At 53.7% G+C, this 15273-nt stretch carries 14 protein-coding genes; 2 read left to right on the top strand and 12 right to left on the bottom strand.

Features of this window, described 5'->3' with window-relative positions; genetic code table 11:
- Positions 1 to 4: 4 nt before the first annotated feature.
- The 9 genes from C3D30_RS07565 to maeB all read right to left on the bottom strand — a co-directional run bounded on the left by C3D30_RS07565 (position 5) and on the right by maeB (position 8032).
- Entirely contained in the window at positions 5 to 1408 is a 1404-nt protein-coding gene (locus tag C3D30_RS07565; protein WP_105286694.1) for an aldehyde dehydrogenase family protein, read from the bottom strand.
- 11 nt (positions 1409 to 1419) lie between these two features.
- Complete coding sequence (gene eutN / locus C3D30_RS07560; protein WP_000762196.1) at positions 1420 to 1707, bottom strand: ethanolamine utilization microcompartment protein EutN; 288 nt, start codon at positions 1705 to 1707, stop codon at positions 1420 to 1422.
- Positions 1708 to 1813: 106 nt separating this feature from the next.
- Positions 1814 to 2107 (bottom strand): ethanolamine utilization microcompartment protein EutM, encoded by a 294-nt coding sequence (eutM, locus tag C3D30_RS07555; RefSeq protein WP_000387713.1) that lies wholly within the window; start codon positions 2105 to 2107, stop codon positions 1814 to 1816.
- 38 nt (positions 2108 to 2145) lie between these two features.
- Entirely contained in the window at positions 2146 to 3162 is a 1017-nt protein-coding gene (pta, locus tag C3D30_RS07550; RefSeq protein WP_105286693.1) for a phosphate acetyltransferase, read from the bottom strand.
- Positions 3159 to 3962 (bottom strand): ethanolamine utilization cob(I)yrinic acid a,c-diamide adenosyltransferase EutT, encoded by an 804-nt coding sequence (eutT, locus tag C3D30_RS07545; RefSeq protein ID WP_105286692.1) that lies wholly within the window; start codon positions 3960 to 3962, stop codon positions 3159 to 3161. Before eutT ends, pta begins: the two co-directional genes overlap by 4 nt.
- On the bottom strand, positions 3959 to 4660 hold the full coding sequence (gene eutQ, locus C3D30_RS07540; protein ID WP_105286691.1) for an ethanolamine utilization acetate kinase EutQ: 702 nt from the start codon (positions 4658 to 4660) through the stop codon (positions 3959 to 3961). The genes eutT and eutQ overlap by 4 nt, the downstream gene beginning before the upstream one ends.
- Entirely contained in the window at positions 4635 to 5114 is a 480-nt protein-coding gene (gene eutP / locus C3D30_RS07535) for an ethanolamine utilization acetate kinase EutP (RefSeq protein WP_000820742.1), read from the bottom strand. Before eutP ends, eutQ begins: the two co-directional genes overlap by 26 nt.
- A gap of 12 nt (positions 5115 to 5126) precedes the next feature.
- Entirely contained in the window at positions 5127 to 5462 is a 336-nt protein-coding gene (gene eutS / locus C3D30_RS07530) for an ethanolamine utilization microcompartment protein EutS (RefSeq protein WP_000356956.1), read from the bottom strand.
- A 290-nt stretch (positions 5463 to 5752) separates the two neighbouring features.
- Complete coding sequence (gene maeB / locus C3D30_RS07525) at positions 5753 to 8032, bottom strand: NADP-dependent oxaloacetate-decarboxylating malate dehydrogenase (protein ID WP_105286690.1); 2280 nt, start codon at positions 8030 to 8032, stop codon at positions 5753 to 5755.
- Positions 8033 to 8317: 285 nt separating this feature from the next.
- On the opposite strand from maeB, the gene tal reads away from it, so the two are divergent.
- Positions 8318 to 9268 carry a transaldolase gene (tal, locus tag C3D30_RS07520; protein ID WP_105286689.1) on the top strand — a complete coding sequence of 317 codons (951 nt, stop codon included), beginning with the start codon at positions 8318 to 8320 and terminating at the stop codon, positions 9266 to 9268.
- A 19-nt stretch (positions 9269 to 9287) separates the two neighbouring features.
- Positions 9288 to 11291 carry a transketolase gene (tkt, locus tag C3D30_RS07515; RefSeq protein ID WP_105286688.1) on the top strand — a complete coding sequence of 668 codons (2004 nt, stop codon included), beginning with the start codon at positions 9288 to 9290 and terminating at the stop codon, positions 11289 to 11291.
- A gap of 103 nt (positions 11292 to 11394) precedes the next feature.
- Here the strand turns inward: tkt and C3D30_RS07510 are convergent, their stop codons facing one another.
- The 3 genes from C3D30_RS07510 to aegA all read right to left on the bottom strand — a co-directional run bounded on the left by C3D30_RS07510 (position 11395) and on the right by aegA (position 15186).
- Positions 11395 to 12438 (bottom strand): DUF1176 domain-containing protein, encoded by a 1044-nt coding sequence (locus C3D30_RS07510; protein WP_105286687.1) that lies wholly within the window; start codon positions 12436 to 12438, stop codon positions 11395 to 11397.
- A 125-nt stretch (positions 12439 to 12563) separates the two neighbouring features.
- The gene (gene nudK / locus C3D30_RS07505; protein WP_010350316.1) at positions 12564 to 13139 is read right to left on the bottom strand and encodes a GDP-mannose pyrophosphatase NudK; all 576 of its coding nucleotides are present in this window, start codon (positions 13137 to 13139) and stop codon (positions 12564 to 12566) included.
- A 67-nt stretch (positions 13140 to 13206) separates the two neighbouring features.
- Positions 13207 to 15186, bottom strand: coding sequence for a formate-dependent uric acid utilization protein AegA (gene aegA / locus C3D30_RS07500; protein ID WP_105286686.1), 1980 nt, complete (start codon positions 15184 to 15186; stop codon positions 13207 to 13209).
- Positions 15187 to 15273: the final 87 nt, after the last annotated feature.

The following is a 15273-nucleotide window of genomic DNA, read 5'->3' as shown; positions in this document are numbered from 1 at the left end:
CTCCTTAAACAATGCGAAACGCATCGACTAATACACAACGACGCAGACGGACAAACGTCCGTGCGCTGGTTACCCCTTCACCGGTTGGCGTGGTGATGGTCATGGTGGTCCAGCCTTCCCCACCCAACCCCAGCCCGGCAATGCACGGTCCGTTCTTGACGAAAATGCTGGTATCAATGGCGTTCGCCATCTGGTTCATATTGTCGATGTTGCGCGAGTGCATTGCCGCCGTGTGGTGGCAACCGCCTTCCAGTTTCACCGCCAGCGCAATGGCATCCGCCACGTTGGCGACACGCACCACCGGCAGCACCGGCATCATCAGTTCGGTCACGGCAAACGGATGTTCTGCGGTGGTTTCCACAAACAGCAATCGTGTTTCTTGCGGCACGTTCAGGCCGATTGCCGCCGCGATTTTCGCCGCATCGCGACCTACCCAGTCACGGCTGACGGTGCCTTTTCCACGCTCGTCGATATTTTTCAGCAACACCGGTTGTAGCTGTTGCGCCTGCTCTGCGGTCAGTTTCACCGCGTTCTGGCCTTGCATCAGACGCATCAGTTCATCGGCTACGCTATCGACGACAATCAGTACCTTTTCATCGGCACAAATAATGTTGTTATCGAAAGAAGCGCCTTTGACGATGGACTGAGCGGCACGGGCGAGGTCGGCGGTTTCATCCACCACTACCGGCGGGTTGCCTGCACCTGCGGCTATCAGACGTTTATTGGTGTGTTTACGCGCCGCTTCCACCACCGCCTCGCCGCCGGTCACTACCAGCAGGCCAATGCCCGGAAACTTAAACAAGCGTTGCGCGGTTTCGATATCTGGATTTGCCACAGTCACCAGTAAGTTTTCCGGCCCGCCTGCGGCGACAATCGCCTGGTTGAGCAGCGTAATCGCCCGCTGAGAGACTTTTTTCGCCGCCGGATGCGGGGCAAAAATGACGCTGTTGCCCGCAGCAATCAGGCTGATGGCGTTATTAATCACGGTTGCCGCCGGATTAGTGGAAGGCGTCACCGAAGCCACCACGCCCCAGGGCGCGTTTTCAATTAACGTCAGGCCGTTGTCGCCCGTCAGCACCTGCGGAGAGAGGCACTCTACGCCCGGCGTACCGCGCGCCTGAGCAACGTTTTTGGCAAATTTATCTTTAACGCGACCCATGCCTGTTTCACTGACGGCAAGTTCCGCTAACTCTCTGGCGTGTTTTTCGCCAGCTTCACGAATGGCAGCAATGGCTAACTGGCGCATCGCCACGCTTTTTAAGCCTTGCTGGGCAACTTTAGCTGCCGCAACGGCGTCATCCAGGGAAGCAAAAACGCCCATTTCATGAATGGCGGCGGACGGCGAGTCACTGCTTTGCATTTTCAGCAGTACCGCTTTCACCACCTGTTCAATATCCTGTTGATTCATGATGTTCTGCCTTATTTGTGGAAAATTACCTGACCGCCAGACACCACTTCATCGACGATGCCAATCACACACAGATCGACCGGTGACGTTTCGCTTTTATGCGCCTGGCGGGCGGAACTGCCGCTCACCAGCAACACCCACTCCCCGGTTCCCGCACCGATATTGTCAATGGCGACGGCACACTGCCCGTCAGGATTACCTTGTGGATCAATCATTTCCACCATCAGCAATTTGTCATGCGCCAGTCCGTGATGGCGTACGGTACAAACAATTTGTCCAGTGACGACTGCCAGTTTCATACCCGCCTCCGTGGCGTATTTCAGGTAAAAGCTCCCCCTACCCTCCGTGGAAGGTAAAATGAAAAAGGAGAGAGCGTGACGCCCGAGTCGACGTCACACAGGGTGATTACAGGTTGCTGCTGTCGCCTTTCAGGCCGATCGGGAAGACTTCTTCCAGGTCACCATGAGGACGCGGGATAACGTGGACAGATACCAGCTCGCCAATACGCTGTGCCGCTGCGGCACCGGCATCGGTCGCCGCTTTACAGGCTGCAACATCACCGCGAACCATTGCAGTACACAGGCCGCCGCCAATCTGCTTCACGCCGACCAGTTTGACGCGCGCAGCTTTCACCATCGCGTCAGAAGCCTCAATCAGTGCAACCAGGCCCCGGGTTTCGATCATTCCTAATGCTTCCATTGTGTTTTCCTCTTTATAAGGGTCCAGAACGGGACCGTTCATTCAACCAGTGTTTGTAAACTGCTTTCGCGGTTCACTTCTGTCTGGCGCGGTACGGCTGCCACCAGCGCCAGCTCGATAATTTCCTGCACGCTACAACCACGAGAGAGATCGTGCAGCGGCGCGGCAAGTCCTTGTATCAACGGTCCGACGGCACGATATCCGCCGAGTCGTTGTGCGATTTTGTAGCCAATATTTCCTGCCTCCAGCGACGGAAAAACCATTACATTCGCTTTGCCCTGTAACGGGCTGGCAGGCGCTTTTTGCGCCGCGACATCCGGCACGAAGGCGGCGTCAAACTGTAATTCTCCATCCACCACCAGTTGTGGCGCGCGTTCCCGGACGATTTCGGTCGCCTGCTGAACGTTAGCAACGCAAGGGTGACGGGCGCTGCCGTTACTGGAAAACGACAGCATCGCCACGCGCGGCTCTTCTCCGGTGATGGCACGCCAGGTTTCGGCGCTGGCAAGGGCGATATCCGCCAGTTGCGCTGCCGTCGGCTGTGGCACCACACTACAATCGGCAAAGCCCAACGCGGGGCCGCTGTACTGCGGCAGCATCAGGAAAATGGAGGAAAGCGTTTTACAGCCCGGCTGCAAACCAATAATGCGTAATCCAGCACGCAGCACATTCGCCGTGGAAGAGAGATTGCCCGCGATACAGACATCCGCTTTACCGGCGCTGACCATTGCGGCGGCGAACATCAGCGGGTCGGTGAGTTTATCCAGCGCATCCGGCGGCGTTTTATCGCCTGCACGGGCGAGCCAGCAGTGGGCAAATTCTTCCCGCATCGCAAAATTGCTATGTGGATCAATCACCTGTAGCCCGTCCATCGCTACGCCGTGACTGAGTGCAAACTGACGAAGTTCAAACGGATTGGCGACCAGAACAGGTGTCGCCAGACCTTGTTGATGTAAATATTGCGCAGCTTTCAGCACACGCTGGTCTAACGCATCCGGAAAAACCACTCTGGCGGGCGCTCGCAACGCCAGTTCACGGCAACGTTCAATAATCATTGCGTCTCTCCCAGTCGTTGTTGGATCTGCTTCACCGTTAGCGGTTGTTTCGCTACGCTCAGGATCATCATCACGTAAACCGTGCTGGAAAGGCGGTTCAGCGCCTGCAAGATGTCCGGGCGTAATACTTCAAAACTGCGGGTGATAAACACCTGCGCCGCTACCGTCTCGGTTTCCCGCACTTTGGTGCGTAGAAGATTCAGCAACGCCGCATCGCGTCCGTAGCTGGCTTCCGGCACCAGATGATCGTGGTCGAGATAACGCAGCGGCTGATGGGAAAGCCGATGCAGGTCTTCGTCAGAAAGCCCGACAATCGCCTGGCAGCCCAGCGGTTCTCCCAGCGCATCGGCGCGCATAATGTTGCCAAGACGCGAACGGATATCCGCCAGCCACGGCTGCCACGGTTCCGCCAGTTCAATTTGCAGCCACACGGCCAGCGCAATGGTGCTGTCGAGAACAGCGCGAAAACCGAGGCGCGGATCGCTTTTAGCGACCATTTTTTCCGCCGACAGATGAGTCAGCGTGTCTGGCTTTTTCACCACCGGCTGGTGGCACAGTTCGCAGCACGCCTGCGGATGTTCATCGCTACTGGTCAGCCCGTGAACGCGCTGCGGCTGCTGCTGTTCATCGTCAACAAACAGGCTGCCCTGCTCATCAATGAACTTGATGCGCAGATGGCGGCTTTCCAGTAACTCCCGGGCAGAGGGCGTCAGGCGACTGTGCGCAGGGAGATGGATCTCTGCGCCTTCGCTGAGCGTATGGTTCGCTCTTAGCCATGCTTCGGTAATGAAATCTTTCATAGGGATTGCCAGTTCGCCGGCCAGGCGACATACAGGAATTTCACGCTGGATGTCGTACCAAATTCGATGCTGGAGCCTTTCGGGATAAACATCACGTCACCTGCTTTGGCGATCATGGTTTCGCCTTCGTGGCGAACGTGCAGTTCACCTTCCAGTACCATATCGATTTCGTCATAGTTCAGCTTCCACGGGAAGAAGGCGTTATCCCACTGCATAAAACCCGCAGCCATGCTGCTGCCGTCATCTCCGGTAACCAGATCGGTCAACCCGACGCATTGAGGTTCCGCGCCGTCAAAACGACCAAACTTCACGCTACCGCCATCAATAACTTTGATGCCGCCTTTGCCGGTCACTGATTTAAAGCTCGGCTGCATTGCGCCCTGCTCCAGCGACTGCTTTTCCTTCATCACTTTTTCCATCAGCTGCGCAACCAGGCTTTCGGTAAACTGGCCTTCTGGTAGCTGGGCGATGATGGTTTCGCGGATACGCTGGCTTTCGGTTTTATCGGCAGGCGCGCTGGCAGGAACGGACGCCGTTACCGGTGTCGATTCATCGCATTCGTTGATGGTAAACCCCAGTATATCCGCTACTTCTCGCGCTTCCGGGGTAATAATGCTGGCGCGCAGAACCACGGACAGTGCCTGTTCGCCGCGCGCATGTGCTTCACGAATATCATTCGCTGTGATGAGTTTTTTCACCTGCTTCCTCCTGTTCGGTGAGAGATGCCAGATAATCCACCAGTTGCTGCACGCTTTGCGGGTCGTGGCTGTTTAACTCGAAAATCGGCTCTTCAAAGCCAGTCTCGCGCAATAACTGTCGCGTTGCGGCGACGTCAGCATCCGGCATGTCCGTTTTACTGATGACGGCGATTCGCCGTTTAGTGACGCCAATATCCAGCAACCCGGCAGGTAATCGACTTTCCGGGTCATTCGCGCCATGGACATATATCAGCATGTCCACATCCTGTAGCGTGGTAATTAAGGCGTGATACCAGCGGGGATGGCTAAAATATTCACCTGGCGTATCAATATCACCCTTATTATTAAATTCCACAGCCTGCGTTTTTCGCGCGAGGGTATAATCTCCCTGCAACGCATTAAATAACGTTGTCTTTCCTGCCCCGACAGCACCCACAAACGCAATTCGTTTCATGAATGCCTCGCATTAACTTTTGGTCATTTCACAAAGCGTATAATTTAATAAGCGCCCTAAACCACTGACGGTTTGTGATAACGCTTCTTCTACCGCGCCCACCGAGCCATAAATCACCAGTGCGCCGCTAAAACGGTCAAGAAAACCGATATGCACATCGGCGGCTTTCAGTGCTAAATCGCCGGCAATCATCGCTGTTTCACCGGGAGTTAGCGTCATAATGCCGATTGCGCCAGCATCGGGAACACCGATTTTCTTCGCCAGCTCCTCGCCGGGATGCGCAATTAAATGCGCCAGCGTGACCTGTTTACCGGGAACAAATTCCTGAATGATGCGTTCTTTATCCATGAGTCGCCGCCTGTGAAAAATCTGGCGCTATCGTGACAATTTTTCGTCAGAGTAAATAACAAAATTCGGCAAGGGAGTTTAAAAGGTGAGGTAGATCACTAAGAATGGAGAGATATTTTATCTAATGCATAAATTTTCATGTACAGCACATGAATATAATTAAATTGATATTGATTTATTTTTATAGGGCGCGCTTTATTATTCGAAAAACAAGTAATAATCCCTTCTGATATATTGCGATAAACCGCTTACCCTGAATATTCAGGGTAAGCGTAAGAGTTAAGAAAGAATTACAGCGGCTGGGTTTGCGCTTCAACCACGGCCAGCGCCACCATGTTGACGATACGACGTACCGATGCGATTGGCGTTAATACGTGAACCGGTTTCGCCACGCCCATCAGCACCGGGCCGACGGTAACGCCTTCTGAGCTGGAAACACGTAGTAAGTTGTAACTAATACGGGCAGCTTCCATATTCGGCATCACCAGAATATTGGCGGAACCTTTCAGGGGGCTGTCCGGCATCCGGTCGTTGCGAATCGCTTCCACCAGCGCCGCATCACCGTGCATTTCGCCATCAATCATCAGTTCTGGCGCACGCTCCCTGACCAGTTCCAGAGCTTTACGCATTTTGCTGGACGACGGGCAGTTTGAAGAACCGAAGTTGGAGTGCGACAGTAAGGCAACGCGAGGCTCAATACCGAAACGACGGACAGTTTCTGCCGCCATCAGCGTGATCTCCGCCAGCTCTTCTGCGTCTGGATCATCGTTGACGTAAGTGTCAGCAATAAAGGTGTTACCACTCGGCAGCAGCAGCGCGTTCATTGCGCCAGCGGTGTGAACGCCATCGCGATAACCAAACACATTTTTCACCACGCCGAAGTGTTCGTGATAATCCCCCACCGTACCGCAGATCATCGCATCGGCTTCACCACGCTGAACCATAATCGCGCCGATCACTGTCGGGTTACCGATCAGCGCACGCTGCGCCTGTTCCTGAGTGACCCCACGACGTTTCATGATCTGGAAGTATTCGCTCCAGTACTCTTTAAAGCGCGGATCGGATTCGTTATTGACGATCTCAAAATCAACGCCTGCTTTGATCTGCAAGCCCAGCTTCTGAATGCGCATTTCGATTACGTTCGGACGACCAATAAGAATCGGTTTCGCCAGTCCCAGCGTTACCAGTTCCTGAGTCGCGTGCAAAACGCGCGCCTCTTCCCCTTCCGGCAGCACCACGCGCTTCGGCGCTTTGCGAGCCTGGGAGAAGATCGGCTTCATAAACAGGTTGGTTTTGTAAACGAACTCGGTCAGTTTGTCGATGTAGACGTCAAAATCGGCAATCGGACGCGTCGCCACACCAGACTCCATTGCCGCTTTTGCCACCGCTGGCGCAATCTTGACGATCAGACGCGGATCGAACGGTTTAGGAATGATGTATTCCGGGCCAAAGCTCAGATCCTGATCGCCATAGGCAGAAGCAACCACTTCGCTCTGTTCCGCATGAGCCAGTTCAGCAATCGCACGTACCGCCGCCAGTTTCATCTCTTCATTAATAGCGGTTGCGCCAACGTCCAGTGCGCCACGGAAAATGAACGGGAAGCAAAGGACGTTGTTAACCTGGTTCGGGTAGTCGGAACGACCAGTACAGATGATGGCATCCGGGCGCACTTCTTTCGCCAGCGGCGGCAGAATTTCCGGTTCCGGATTCGCCAGCGCCAGGATCATCGGCGCGCGAGCCATTTTCTTCACCATCTCCTGTGTCAGCACTTTCGGACCGGAACAGCCAAGGAAAATATCCGCGCCTTCAATTACATCGTCGAGGGTACGTTTACCGTCATCCACCACCGCGTAAGCGGCTTTGGTTTCCGCCATGTTCGGCTCTCGCCCCTGATAGATAACGCCTTTCGAGTCACAAACCACGATGTTATGTTTTTGCAGCCCCAGTGCCACCAGCAGGTTCATACAGGCGATTGCGGCCGCCCCCGCGCCGGAAACCACCATCCGCACGTCGGAGATGTTTTTCTCTACCACGCGCAATCCGTTGAGGATAGCGGCGGTGCTGATGATTGCCGTTCCGTGCTGGTCGTCGTGGAATACCGGAATGTTCATTCGCTGGCGCAGTTTTTGCTCAATATAGAAGCATTCTGGCGCTTTAATGTCTTCGAGGTTGATGCCGCCAAAGGTCGGTTCCAGCGCAGCGACCACTTCGATAAATTTGTCCGGGTCCAACTCATCGACTTCAATGTCAAACACATCAATCCCGGCGAATTTCTTAAACAGAACGCCCTTGCCTTCCATCACCGGTTTGCCTGCCAGCGCGCCAATGTTGCCTAACCCCAGCACCGCCGTACCGTTGGAGATCACCGCCACCAGGTTACCGCGCGCAGTATATTTGTAGGCTTTTAACGGATCTTTCTCGATTTCAAGACAAGGCGCGGCGACGCCAGGTGAGTAGGCCAGCGCCAGATCGCGCTGCGTTGCCAGAGGTTTAGTAGGAGAAACCTGGATTTTTCCTGGAACTGGAAATTCATGGAAATCAAGTGCACTTTGTTTTAACTGGTCATCCATTTGGTTGTTCCTTTCACGTAACGTTCACAAAAATGAGCGGGCAACTGCCTCAGCCCACAACATGGCGCACATTATTACCTTGCCGGAGCTTTCAGACTTTGAGCAAGTCCAAACTCTCCTCATCAAAATAATATTTTGGCAATAATCCTATAACACTGATGTTACCTGCTTAATCCAGCAATACCATGCCTGTCTGCTATGCTTTTTTGATGCGATTAGCGAAATTTCTCAGAAGTGTGAATTAACGCACTCACCTAACACTTTACTTTTCAAGGAGTATTTCCTATGAACGAGTTAGACGGCATCAAACAGTTCACCACTGTCGTGGCAGACAGCGGCGATATTGAGTCCATTCGCCATTATCATCCTCAGGATGCCACCACCAATCCTTCGTTATTACTCAAGGCTGCCGGATTATCACAATATGAGCATTTAATAGACGATGCTATCGCCTGGGGTAAAAAAAATGGTCAAACGCAGGAACAACAAGTGGTAGCTGCCTGCGATAAGCTGGCGGTCAATTTCGGTACAGAAATTCTCAAAATCGTACCCGGTCGTGTATCGACAGAAGTTGACGCACGCCTCTCTTTTGATAAAGAAAAGAGTATTGAGAAAGCGCGTCATCTGGTTGATTTGTACCAGCAGCAGGGCGTTGAGAAATCACGCATTCTGATCAAACTGGCTTCAACCTGGGAAGGAATTCGCGCGGCAGAAGAGCTGGAAAAAGAAGGTATTAATTGCAATTTGACGCTGCTGTTTTCCTTTGCACAGGCGCGCGCCTGTGCAGAAGCTGGCGTTTTTCTGATTTCGCCGTTTGTCGGGCGTATTTATGACTGGTATCAGGCGCGCAAGCCGCTGGACCCGTATGTGGTGGAAGAAGATCCGGGCGTCAAATCGGTGCGTAATATCTACGACTATTTCAAGCAGCACCGCTATGAAACCATTGTGATGGGCGCAAGTTTCCGCCGTACCGAGCAAATCCTCGCTTTAACCGGTTGCGATCGTCTGACTATCGCACCGAACTTGCTGAAAGAGTTGCAGGAAAAAGTCTCGCCAGTCGTCCGCAAATTGATCCCGCCTTCTCAGACATTCCCACGCCCTACCCCCATGAGCGAAGCGGAGTTCCGTTGGGAGCACAATCAGGATGCGATGGCAGTAGAAAAACTGTCTGAAGGCATCCGCCTGTTCGCCGTCGATCAACGCAAACTGGAAGATCTTCTTGCCGCCAAACTATAAACCAGCCATGGAGTGTTATATGTCCCGAAAAGATCTTGCCAACGCGATTCGCGCACTCAGTATGGATGCGGTGCAAAAAGCCAATTCCGGTCATCCCGGCGCGCCAATGGGCATGGCCGATATTGCCGAAGTGCTGTGGAACGACTTTCTTAAACATAACCCCACCGACCCGACCTGGTATGATCGCGACCGCTTTATTCTCTCCAACGGTCACGCGTCGATGCTGCTCTACAGTTTGCTGCATCTGACCGGTTACGACCTGCCGCTGGAAGAGCTGAAGAACTTCCGTCAGTTGCATTCGAAAACCCCTGGACATCCGGAGCTTGGCTATACGCCAGGCGTTGAAACCACCACGGGACCGCTGGGGCAAGGGCTGGCGAACGCGGTTGGACTGGCGATAGCAGAACGTACGCTGGCGGCGCAGTTTAACCAGCCGAACCATGAGATTGTCGATCACTTCACTTATGTGTTTATGGGTGACGGTTGCCTGATGGAAGGTATTTCCCACGAAGTCTGTTCGCTGGCGGGCACGCTGGGGCTGGGCAAGTTGATTGGCTTTTACGACCACAACGGTATTTCCATTGATGGTGAAACCGAAGGCTGGTTTACCGACGATACGGCAAAACGCTTTGAAGCCTATCACTGGCATGTGATCCATGAAATCGACGGTCACGATCCGCAGGCGGTGAAGGAAGCGATTCTCGAAGCGCAAAGCGTGAAAGATAAGCCGTCGTTGATTATCTGCCGCACGGTAATTGGCTTTGGTTCGCCTAATAAAGCGGGTAAGGAAGAGGCGCACGGCGCACCGTTGGGTGAAGAAGAAGTGGCGCTGGCACGGCAAAAACTGGGCTGGCACCATCCGCCATTTGAGATCCCCAAAGAGATTTATCACGCCTGGGATGCCCGCGAAAAAGGCGAAAAAGCGCAGCAGAGCTGGAATGAGAAGTTTGCCGCGTATAAAAAGGCTCATCCGCAACTGGCAGAAGAGTTTACCCGCCGGATGAGTGGTGGTTTGCCGAAAGACTGGGAGAAAACGACTCAGAAATATATCAATGAGTTGCAGGCAAATCCGGCGAAAATCGCTACCCGTAAGGCGTCGCAAAATACGCTTAACGCTTACGGCCCTATGCTGCCGGAGCTGCTCGGCGGTTCGGCGGATCTGGCGCCCAGTAACCTCACCATCTGGAAAGGTTCTGTGTCGCTGAAGGAAGATCTGGCAGGGAATTATATTCACTACGGAGTGCGTGAATTTGGTATGACCTCCATCGCCAACGGTATCGCGCACCACGGTGGATTTGTACCGTATACCGCGACGTTCCTGATGTTTGTTGAATACGCCCGCAACGCCGCGCGGATGGCGGCGCTGATGAAAGCGCGGCAGATTATGGTTTATACCCATGACTCGATTGGTCTGGGCGAAGATGGCCCGACGCACCAGGCGGTTGAGCAACTGGCCAGTTTGCGCTTAACACCGAATTTCAGTACCTGGCGACCGTGCGATCAGGTGGAAGCAGCGGTGGGCTGGAAGCTGGCGGTTGAGCGCCACAACGGGCCGACGGCGCTGATCCTCTCAAGGCAGAATCTGGCGCAGGTGGAACGTACGCCGGATCAGGTAAAAGAGATTGCCCGTGGCGGTTATGTGCTGAAAGACAGCGGCGGCAAGCCGGATATTATTTTGATTGCTACCGGTTCAGAGATGGAAATCACCCTGCAAGCGGCGGAGAAATTAGCGGGAGAAGGTCGCAATGTTCGCGTGGTTTCCCTGCCCTCGACCGATATTTTCGACGCCCAGGATGAGGAATATCGGGAGTCGGTGTTGCCTTCTAACGTTGCGGCTCGCGTGGCAGTGGAAGCAGGCATCGCCGACTACTGGTACAAATACGTCGGCCTGAAAGGTGCGATTGTCGGGATGACGGGTTATGGCGAATCTGCTCCGGCGGATAAATTGTTCCCGTTCTTTGGCTTTACCGCCGAGAATATTGTGGCAAAAGCGCATAAGGTACTGGGAGTGAAAGGTGCCTGATGCCGGTTTGCCTGATGCGACGCTAACGCGTCTTATTAGGCCTACAAACCGCGCCGGACCGTAGGGCGGATAAGGCGTTTACGCCGCATCCGCCAGATGGCACTCAACGCGTGATCCAAAGCGTGGGCCAGGCGTCTGGCCCATGCCAGTTATCGCAGGTCGGTTCGGCGGCGTAACGCACCAGACGAAAACGCTGGCCGTCAAAGCGCCAGCGAGTCTGAATACCACAATCACTTAATCCACGGCCTTTCGCTAACGTCACCAGTTCACGCGATTTTTCATCAAATGTCGCGTTCATCAGCTCCAGTTCATTCGTTTCCTGAGCGTTGTTGAACGGCAAACGTAACCGTACCGGACGCGAGGCCAGCGGCTTTTTACGCGACACTATCCACGCCAGATCAATGGTGTTATAGGCGCCCGCCTCACAGCTAATCATCATCAATGCTTTATCATCGGTCAGCGCAGTGACATTCACCTCACGACGCAACGGATCAAGCGAACAACGCAGACCATTCATCCGCCAGTTTCCATAATCCAGCAAATCGTTACGTTCTTCGAGTGAGAGTGGTGTCGGCGTTGGGTTAACTACCGCAACCTCTTTCAGCGCAGGCGCAGGCGGTACGCTGAGTGGCGGCTCGTCTCCTTTCTTGATCCACGCAGTTTCACTACCCACGCGCTTTTGCTGGGCATCAATAAACAACAACGCCGCTTTTAATCCATTAAGAGAAATGGTCTGAGCGCCGTCGCGTAAGGTAATTGCCTTCCCTTCCTGAATTATCTGCAAAAACGCGGTGATGGTCGCCGTATCATCGGTCACTAATAACCACGGTGAAATCCGCCACTTGTCCCCGCTTAACGCCAGCGGCTCGCCATCTAACAGCAGTCGTGGCGCTATCGCCTCTTCCGACGCATCCGGCGACTTCAACCCGCCGCGCTCAATACGCAAAACGGCATCGGTATGCGCCCCGGCACTGCGACTGAGAGTCATCACCAGTCCATTATGATTGCCTGTGTTGCGCGCTACGCAGAAATTTTGGTTGTTACAGGTGACCTGCCAGTCAGAAAACGTCCGTTGCGCTGGTGCTGCCCACGCTAAAGACGTCGGCAACAAAGCGAAAAAAAAGAGAAGGAAAATGCGATAGCGCATGGACGGTACGACCCCAGAAGTTCAAACAAACAGCACAAGTCGTATCTTCGTTGCGCAGGTAGCGCGGCTCAATCGGATTTATCGGATTGAGCCAATAATAAACAACGAAATATTATTGTTATTTTTCAGTCCATTAAATGTGAAGATTGCAAATAGTTAAGCAATAACACCGTCTTACCGTCACGTATCTCGCCGGTTTTGATCATCTCCAGCGCCTGGCTGAACGGCAGCTCGAGCACTTCAATATCTTCATCTTCGACGCCGCCCCCCGCGTTAGCACGCTGACTGTCACTGTATTCGGCGATAAAAAAGTGGATTAGCTCGGTCACACCACCAGGCGACATGTACAGTTCAAATAATTTGCGTACTTCGCCAACCTCATAGCCCGTCTCTTCAATCGCTTCTTTGCGAATGCACACTTCGGGTTCGTCGTTGTCCAGCAACCCGGCACAAGTTTCAATCAATTGCCCGCTTTCATTGCCATTAACCCAGGTAGCGACGCGGAACTGACGAATCAGAACTACAGTCTTTTTCTTCGCGTTGTACAGGAGGATCGTCGCGCCATTGCCGCGATCGTAAACTTCACGTTTATGGCGGATAACTTCGCCATCTTTGCGGGTGAGATCGTAGGTAATGTTGTGTAGGGTGAAATAGTTATCGGAGAGAATTTTGTCTTTGATGAGGGTGATTTGTTGCGTCATACCGACTCCACAGCGCGAAATGAACAAGTATCTTACGCTGTGAAGTCGGGTTTGTCTGCGGATGGAATTAGTGAGATTTGACTGATTTTATCCCCAGCCAGTCAATAATTCCCTGCGCCGCATGGCGCCCTTCCGCCATTGCAGTCACCACCAGATCCGCACCGCGCACGGCATCGCCACCAGCGAAGATTTTCGGGTTCGTCGTCTGGTAACGGTACTGACTTTCAACATCAGCCACGATGCGCCCCCATTTATCCACCGTTACACCGTGTGACTGAAGCCACGGCATATCATGCGGATTAAAACCAAACGCCATAATCACCGCGTCGGCTGGCATGACAAATTCACTGCCTTCCACCGGCACCGGACGCCGACGCCCTTGTGCATCCGGCTCGCCAAGACGCGTACGCAGGAAACGAATCCCGCAGACGTGACCTTGCTCATTCAGCTCAAGCGCCACTGGCTGGACGTTAAATTCGAAGTTAGCCCCCTCTTCGCGGGCGTTCTTCACCTCTTTTTTCGAACCGGGCATGTTAGCTTCGTCACGACGATAGGCACAGGTGACGTTACTTGCGCCGTGGCGCAGTGCGGTGCGCACACAGTCCATCGCGGTGTCGCCACCGCCCAGTACCACGACATTTAGCCCGGCTGTATTGATAAACGGCTCTTGCGGTAGCTCTTCAAGCCCCATCACCTGTTTGGTGTTGGCAATAAGGAACGGCAGAGCGTCATAAACGCCCGGCGCATCTTCATTGGGTAAGCCCGCTTTCATGGAACGGTAAGTGCCGACGCCAACGAAGACTGCGTCGTACTGTTCGAGCAGCGAATCCAAAGAGACATCTTTACCCACTTCACAATTGAGTTTGAAGTGGATCCCCATTGCGCTGAAGATTTCCCGACGGCGCGCCATCAGCGATTTATCCAGTTTGAAAGAAGGAATGCCAAAGGTGAGCAAGCCACCGATTTCTGGATGGCGATCGTATACCGTCACCTCCACGCCGTTGCGTGCCAGGACGTCCGCACAGGCCAGCCCTGCCGGACCCGCACCGATAATCGCCACTCGCTTGTCCACTTTGGTGACATGGCTTAAGTCAGGACGCCAGCCTTTCGCCAGCGCCTGATCTGAAATGTAGCGTTCAATATTGCCGATAGTCACCGCACCGTGTTCGTCGCGAATAGTGCAGGCACCTTCACACAAACGGTCTTGCGGACAAACGCGTCCGGTAATTTCCGGCAGGGTGTTGGTCTGGTGAGAAAGCTCGACGGCTGCGTCGATATTTCCGCCTTTCACCAGTTCTATCCACTGCGGAATATGGTTATGCAGCGGACAGGTCCATTCACAAACGCTGTGCTCGCCGCACTTCAGGCAGCGCGAGGCTTCCCGCTGTGCCTGGTCGGCGCGAAACGGCAGATAAATTTCATCAAAGCCGGTTTTGCGCGCTTCAATTGCCAGTTTATCCGGCTCGCCGCGCGCGGGCGTTGCCTGCATTTGCTCGACTTTACTCATTACCGGCATTTCTTGTGCCGCTGTACTGGTATGCCACGGTTGATGTTCCTGACGTGCAGTACGCAAGCGGCGGGATTTCGCTATGCCGGAGAGTGCGGCGTCGGTGACCAGTTGCAGCGCATCCGCAGGGCAGTTTTCGACACAGGCGGGGCCGTTTTCTCGCCCTGCACACAGGTCGCATTTATGTGCCGTGGCTTTCACTTTACCCGCTGTGACGGGTGTCAGGACAATCTGCATGGTGCCAAACGGACAGGCCACCACGCAGGATTTACAGCCAATACACTTTTGCTGATTGACCTGAATGCTGTCATCAACATGGCTGATAGCGCCATTGGGGCAGCTACGGGCACAGGGCGCATCTTCGCAATGGTGACAGGTCACTGCACTACGTTGCTGCTGATGTTTGATAACCGTAATTCGGGGATGAAAATGGTGTTGGCTCAGGACATGTTGCTCATCATTGTGAGCCATGACACAGGCGATTTCACAAGCATGACAACCCAGACATTGCTGACTGTTGGCCATAATAAAACGATTCATAACGACCTTCTTTTTTGGTTGTAAAAACCTTATTCTTTATATGAGTGTTGTTATTACCCGACTTGCAGGGGAATCGGCAATGTCCAT

This window comes from Escherichia sp. MOD1-EC5433, from assembly GCF_002966005.1.
In the GTDB taxonomy this organism is placed as follows: domain Bacteria; phylum Pseudomonadota; class Gammaproteobacteria; order Enterobacterales; family Enterobacteriaceae; genus Escherichia; species Escherichia ruysiae.
This window is presented reverse-complemented; position numbering and strand designations above follow the sequence as displayed.

Bases quoted from the DNA above. Each gene is read 5' to 3' on its own strand.
- C3D30_RS07510 (WP_105286687.1), bottom strand. From the start codon at position 12,438: ATGCGCTATCGCATTTTCCTTCTCTTTTTTTTCGCTTTGTTGCCGACG.
- eutP (WP_000820742.1), bottom strand. From the start codon at position 5,114: ATGAAACGAATTGCGTTTGTGGGTGCTGTCGGGGCAGGAAAGACAACG.
- tal (WP_105286689.1), top strand. From the start codon at position 8,318: ATGAACGAGTTAGACGGCATCAAACAGTTCACCACTGTCGTGGCAGAC.
- C3D30_RS07565 (WP_105286694.1), bottom strand. From the start codon at position 1,408: ATGAATCAACAGGATATTGAACAGGTGGTGAAAGCGGTACTGCTGAAA.
- eutN (WP_000762196.1), bottom strand. From the start codon at position 1,707: ATGAAACTGGCAGTCGTCACTGGACAAATTGTTTGTACCGTACGCCAT.
- eutM (WP_000387713.1), bottom strand. From the start codon at position 2,107: ATGGAAGCATTAGGAATGATCGAAACCCGGGGCCTGGTTGCACTGATT.
- pta (WP_105286693.1), bottom strand. From the start codon at position 3,162: ATGATTATTGAACGTTGCCGTGAACTGGCGTTGCGAGCGCCCGCCAGA.
- aegA (WP_105286686.1), bottom strand. From the start codon at position 15,186: ATGAATCGTTTTATTATGGCCAACAGTCAGCAATGTCTGGGTTGTCAT.
- tkt (WP_105286688.1), top strand. From the start codon at position 9,288: ATGTCCCGAAAAGATCTTGCCAACGCGATTCGCGCACTCAGTATGGAT.
- eutT (WP_105286692.1), bottom strand. From the start codon at position 3,962: ATGAAAGATTTCATTACCGAAGCATGGCTAAGAGCGAACCATACGCTC.
- nudK (WP_010350316.1), bottom strand. From the start codon at position 13,139: ATGACGCAACAAATCACCCTCATCAAAGACAAAATTCTCTCCGATAAC.
- eutS (WP_000356956.1), bottom strand. From the start codon at position 5,462: ATGGATAAAGAACGCATCATTCAGGAATTTGTTCCCGGTAAACAGGTC.
- maeB (WP_105286690.1), bottom strand. From the start codon at position 8,032: ATGGATGACCAGTTAAAACAAAGTGCACTTGATTTCCATGAATTTCCA.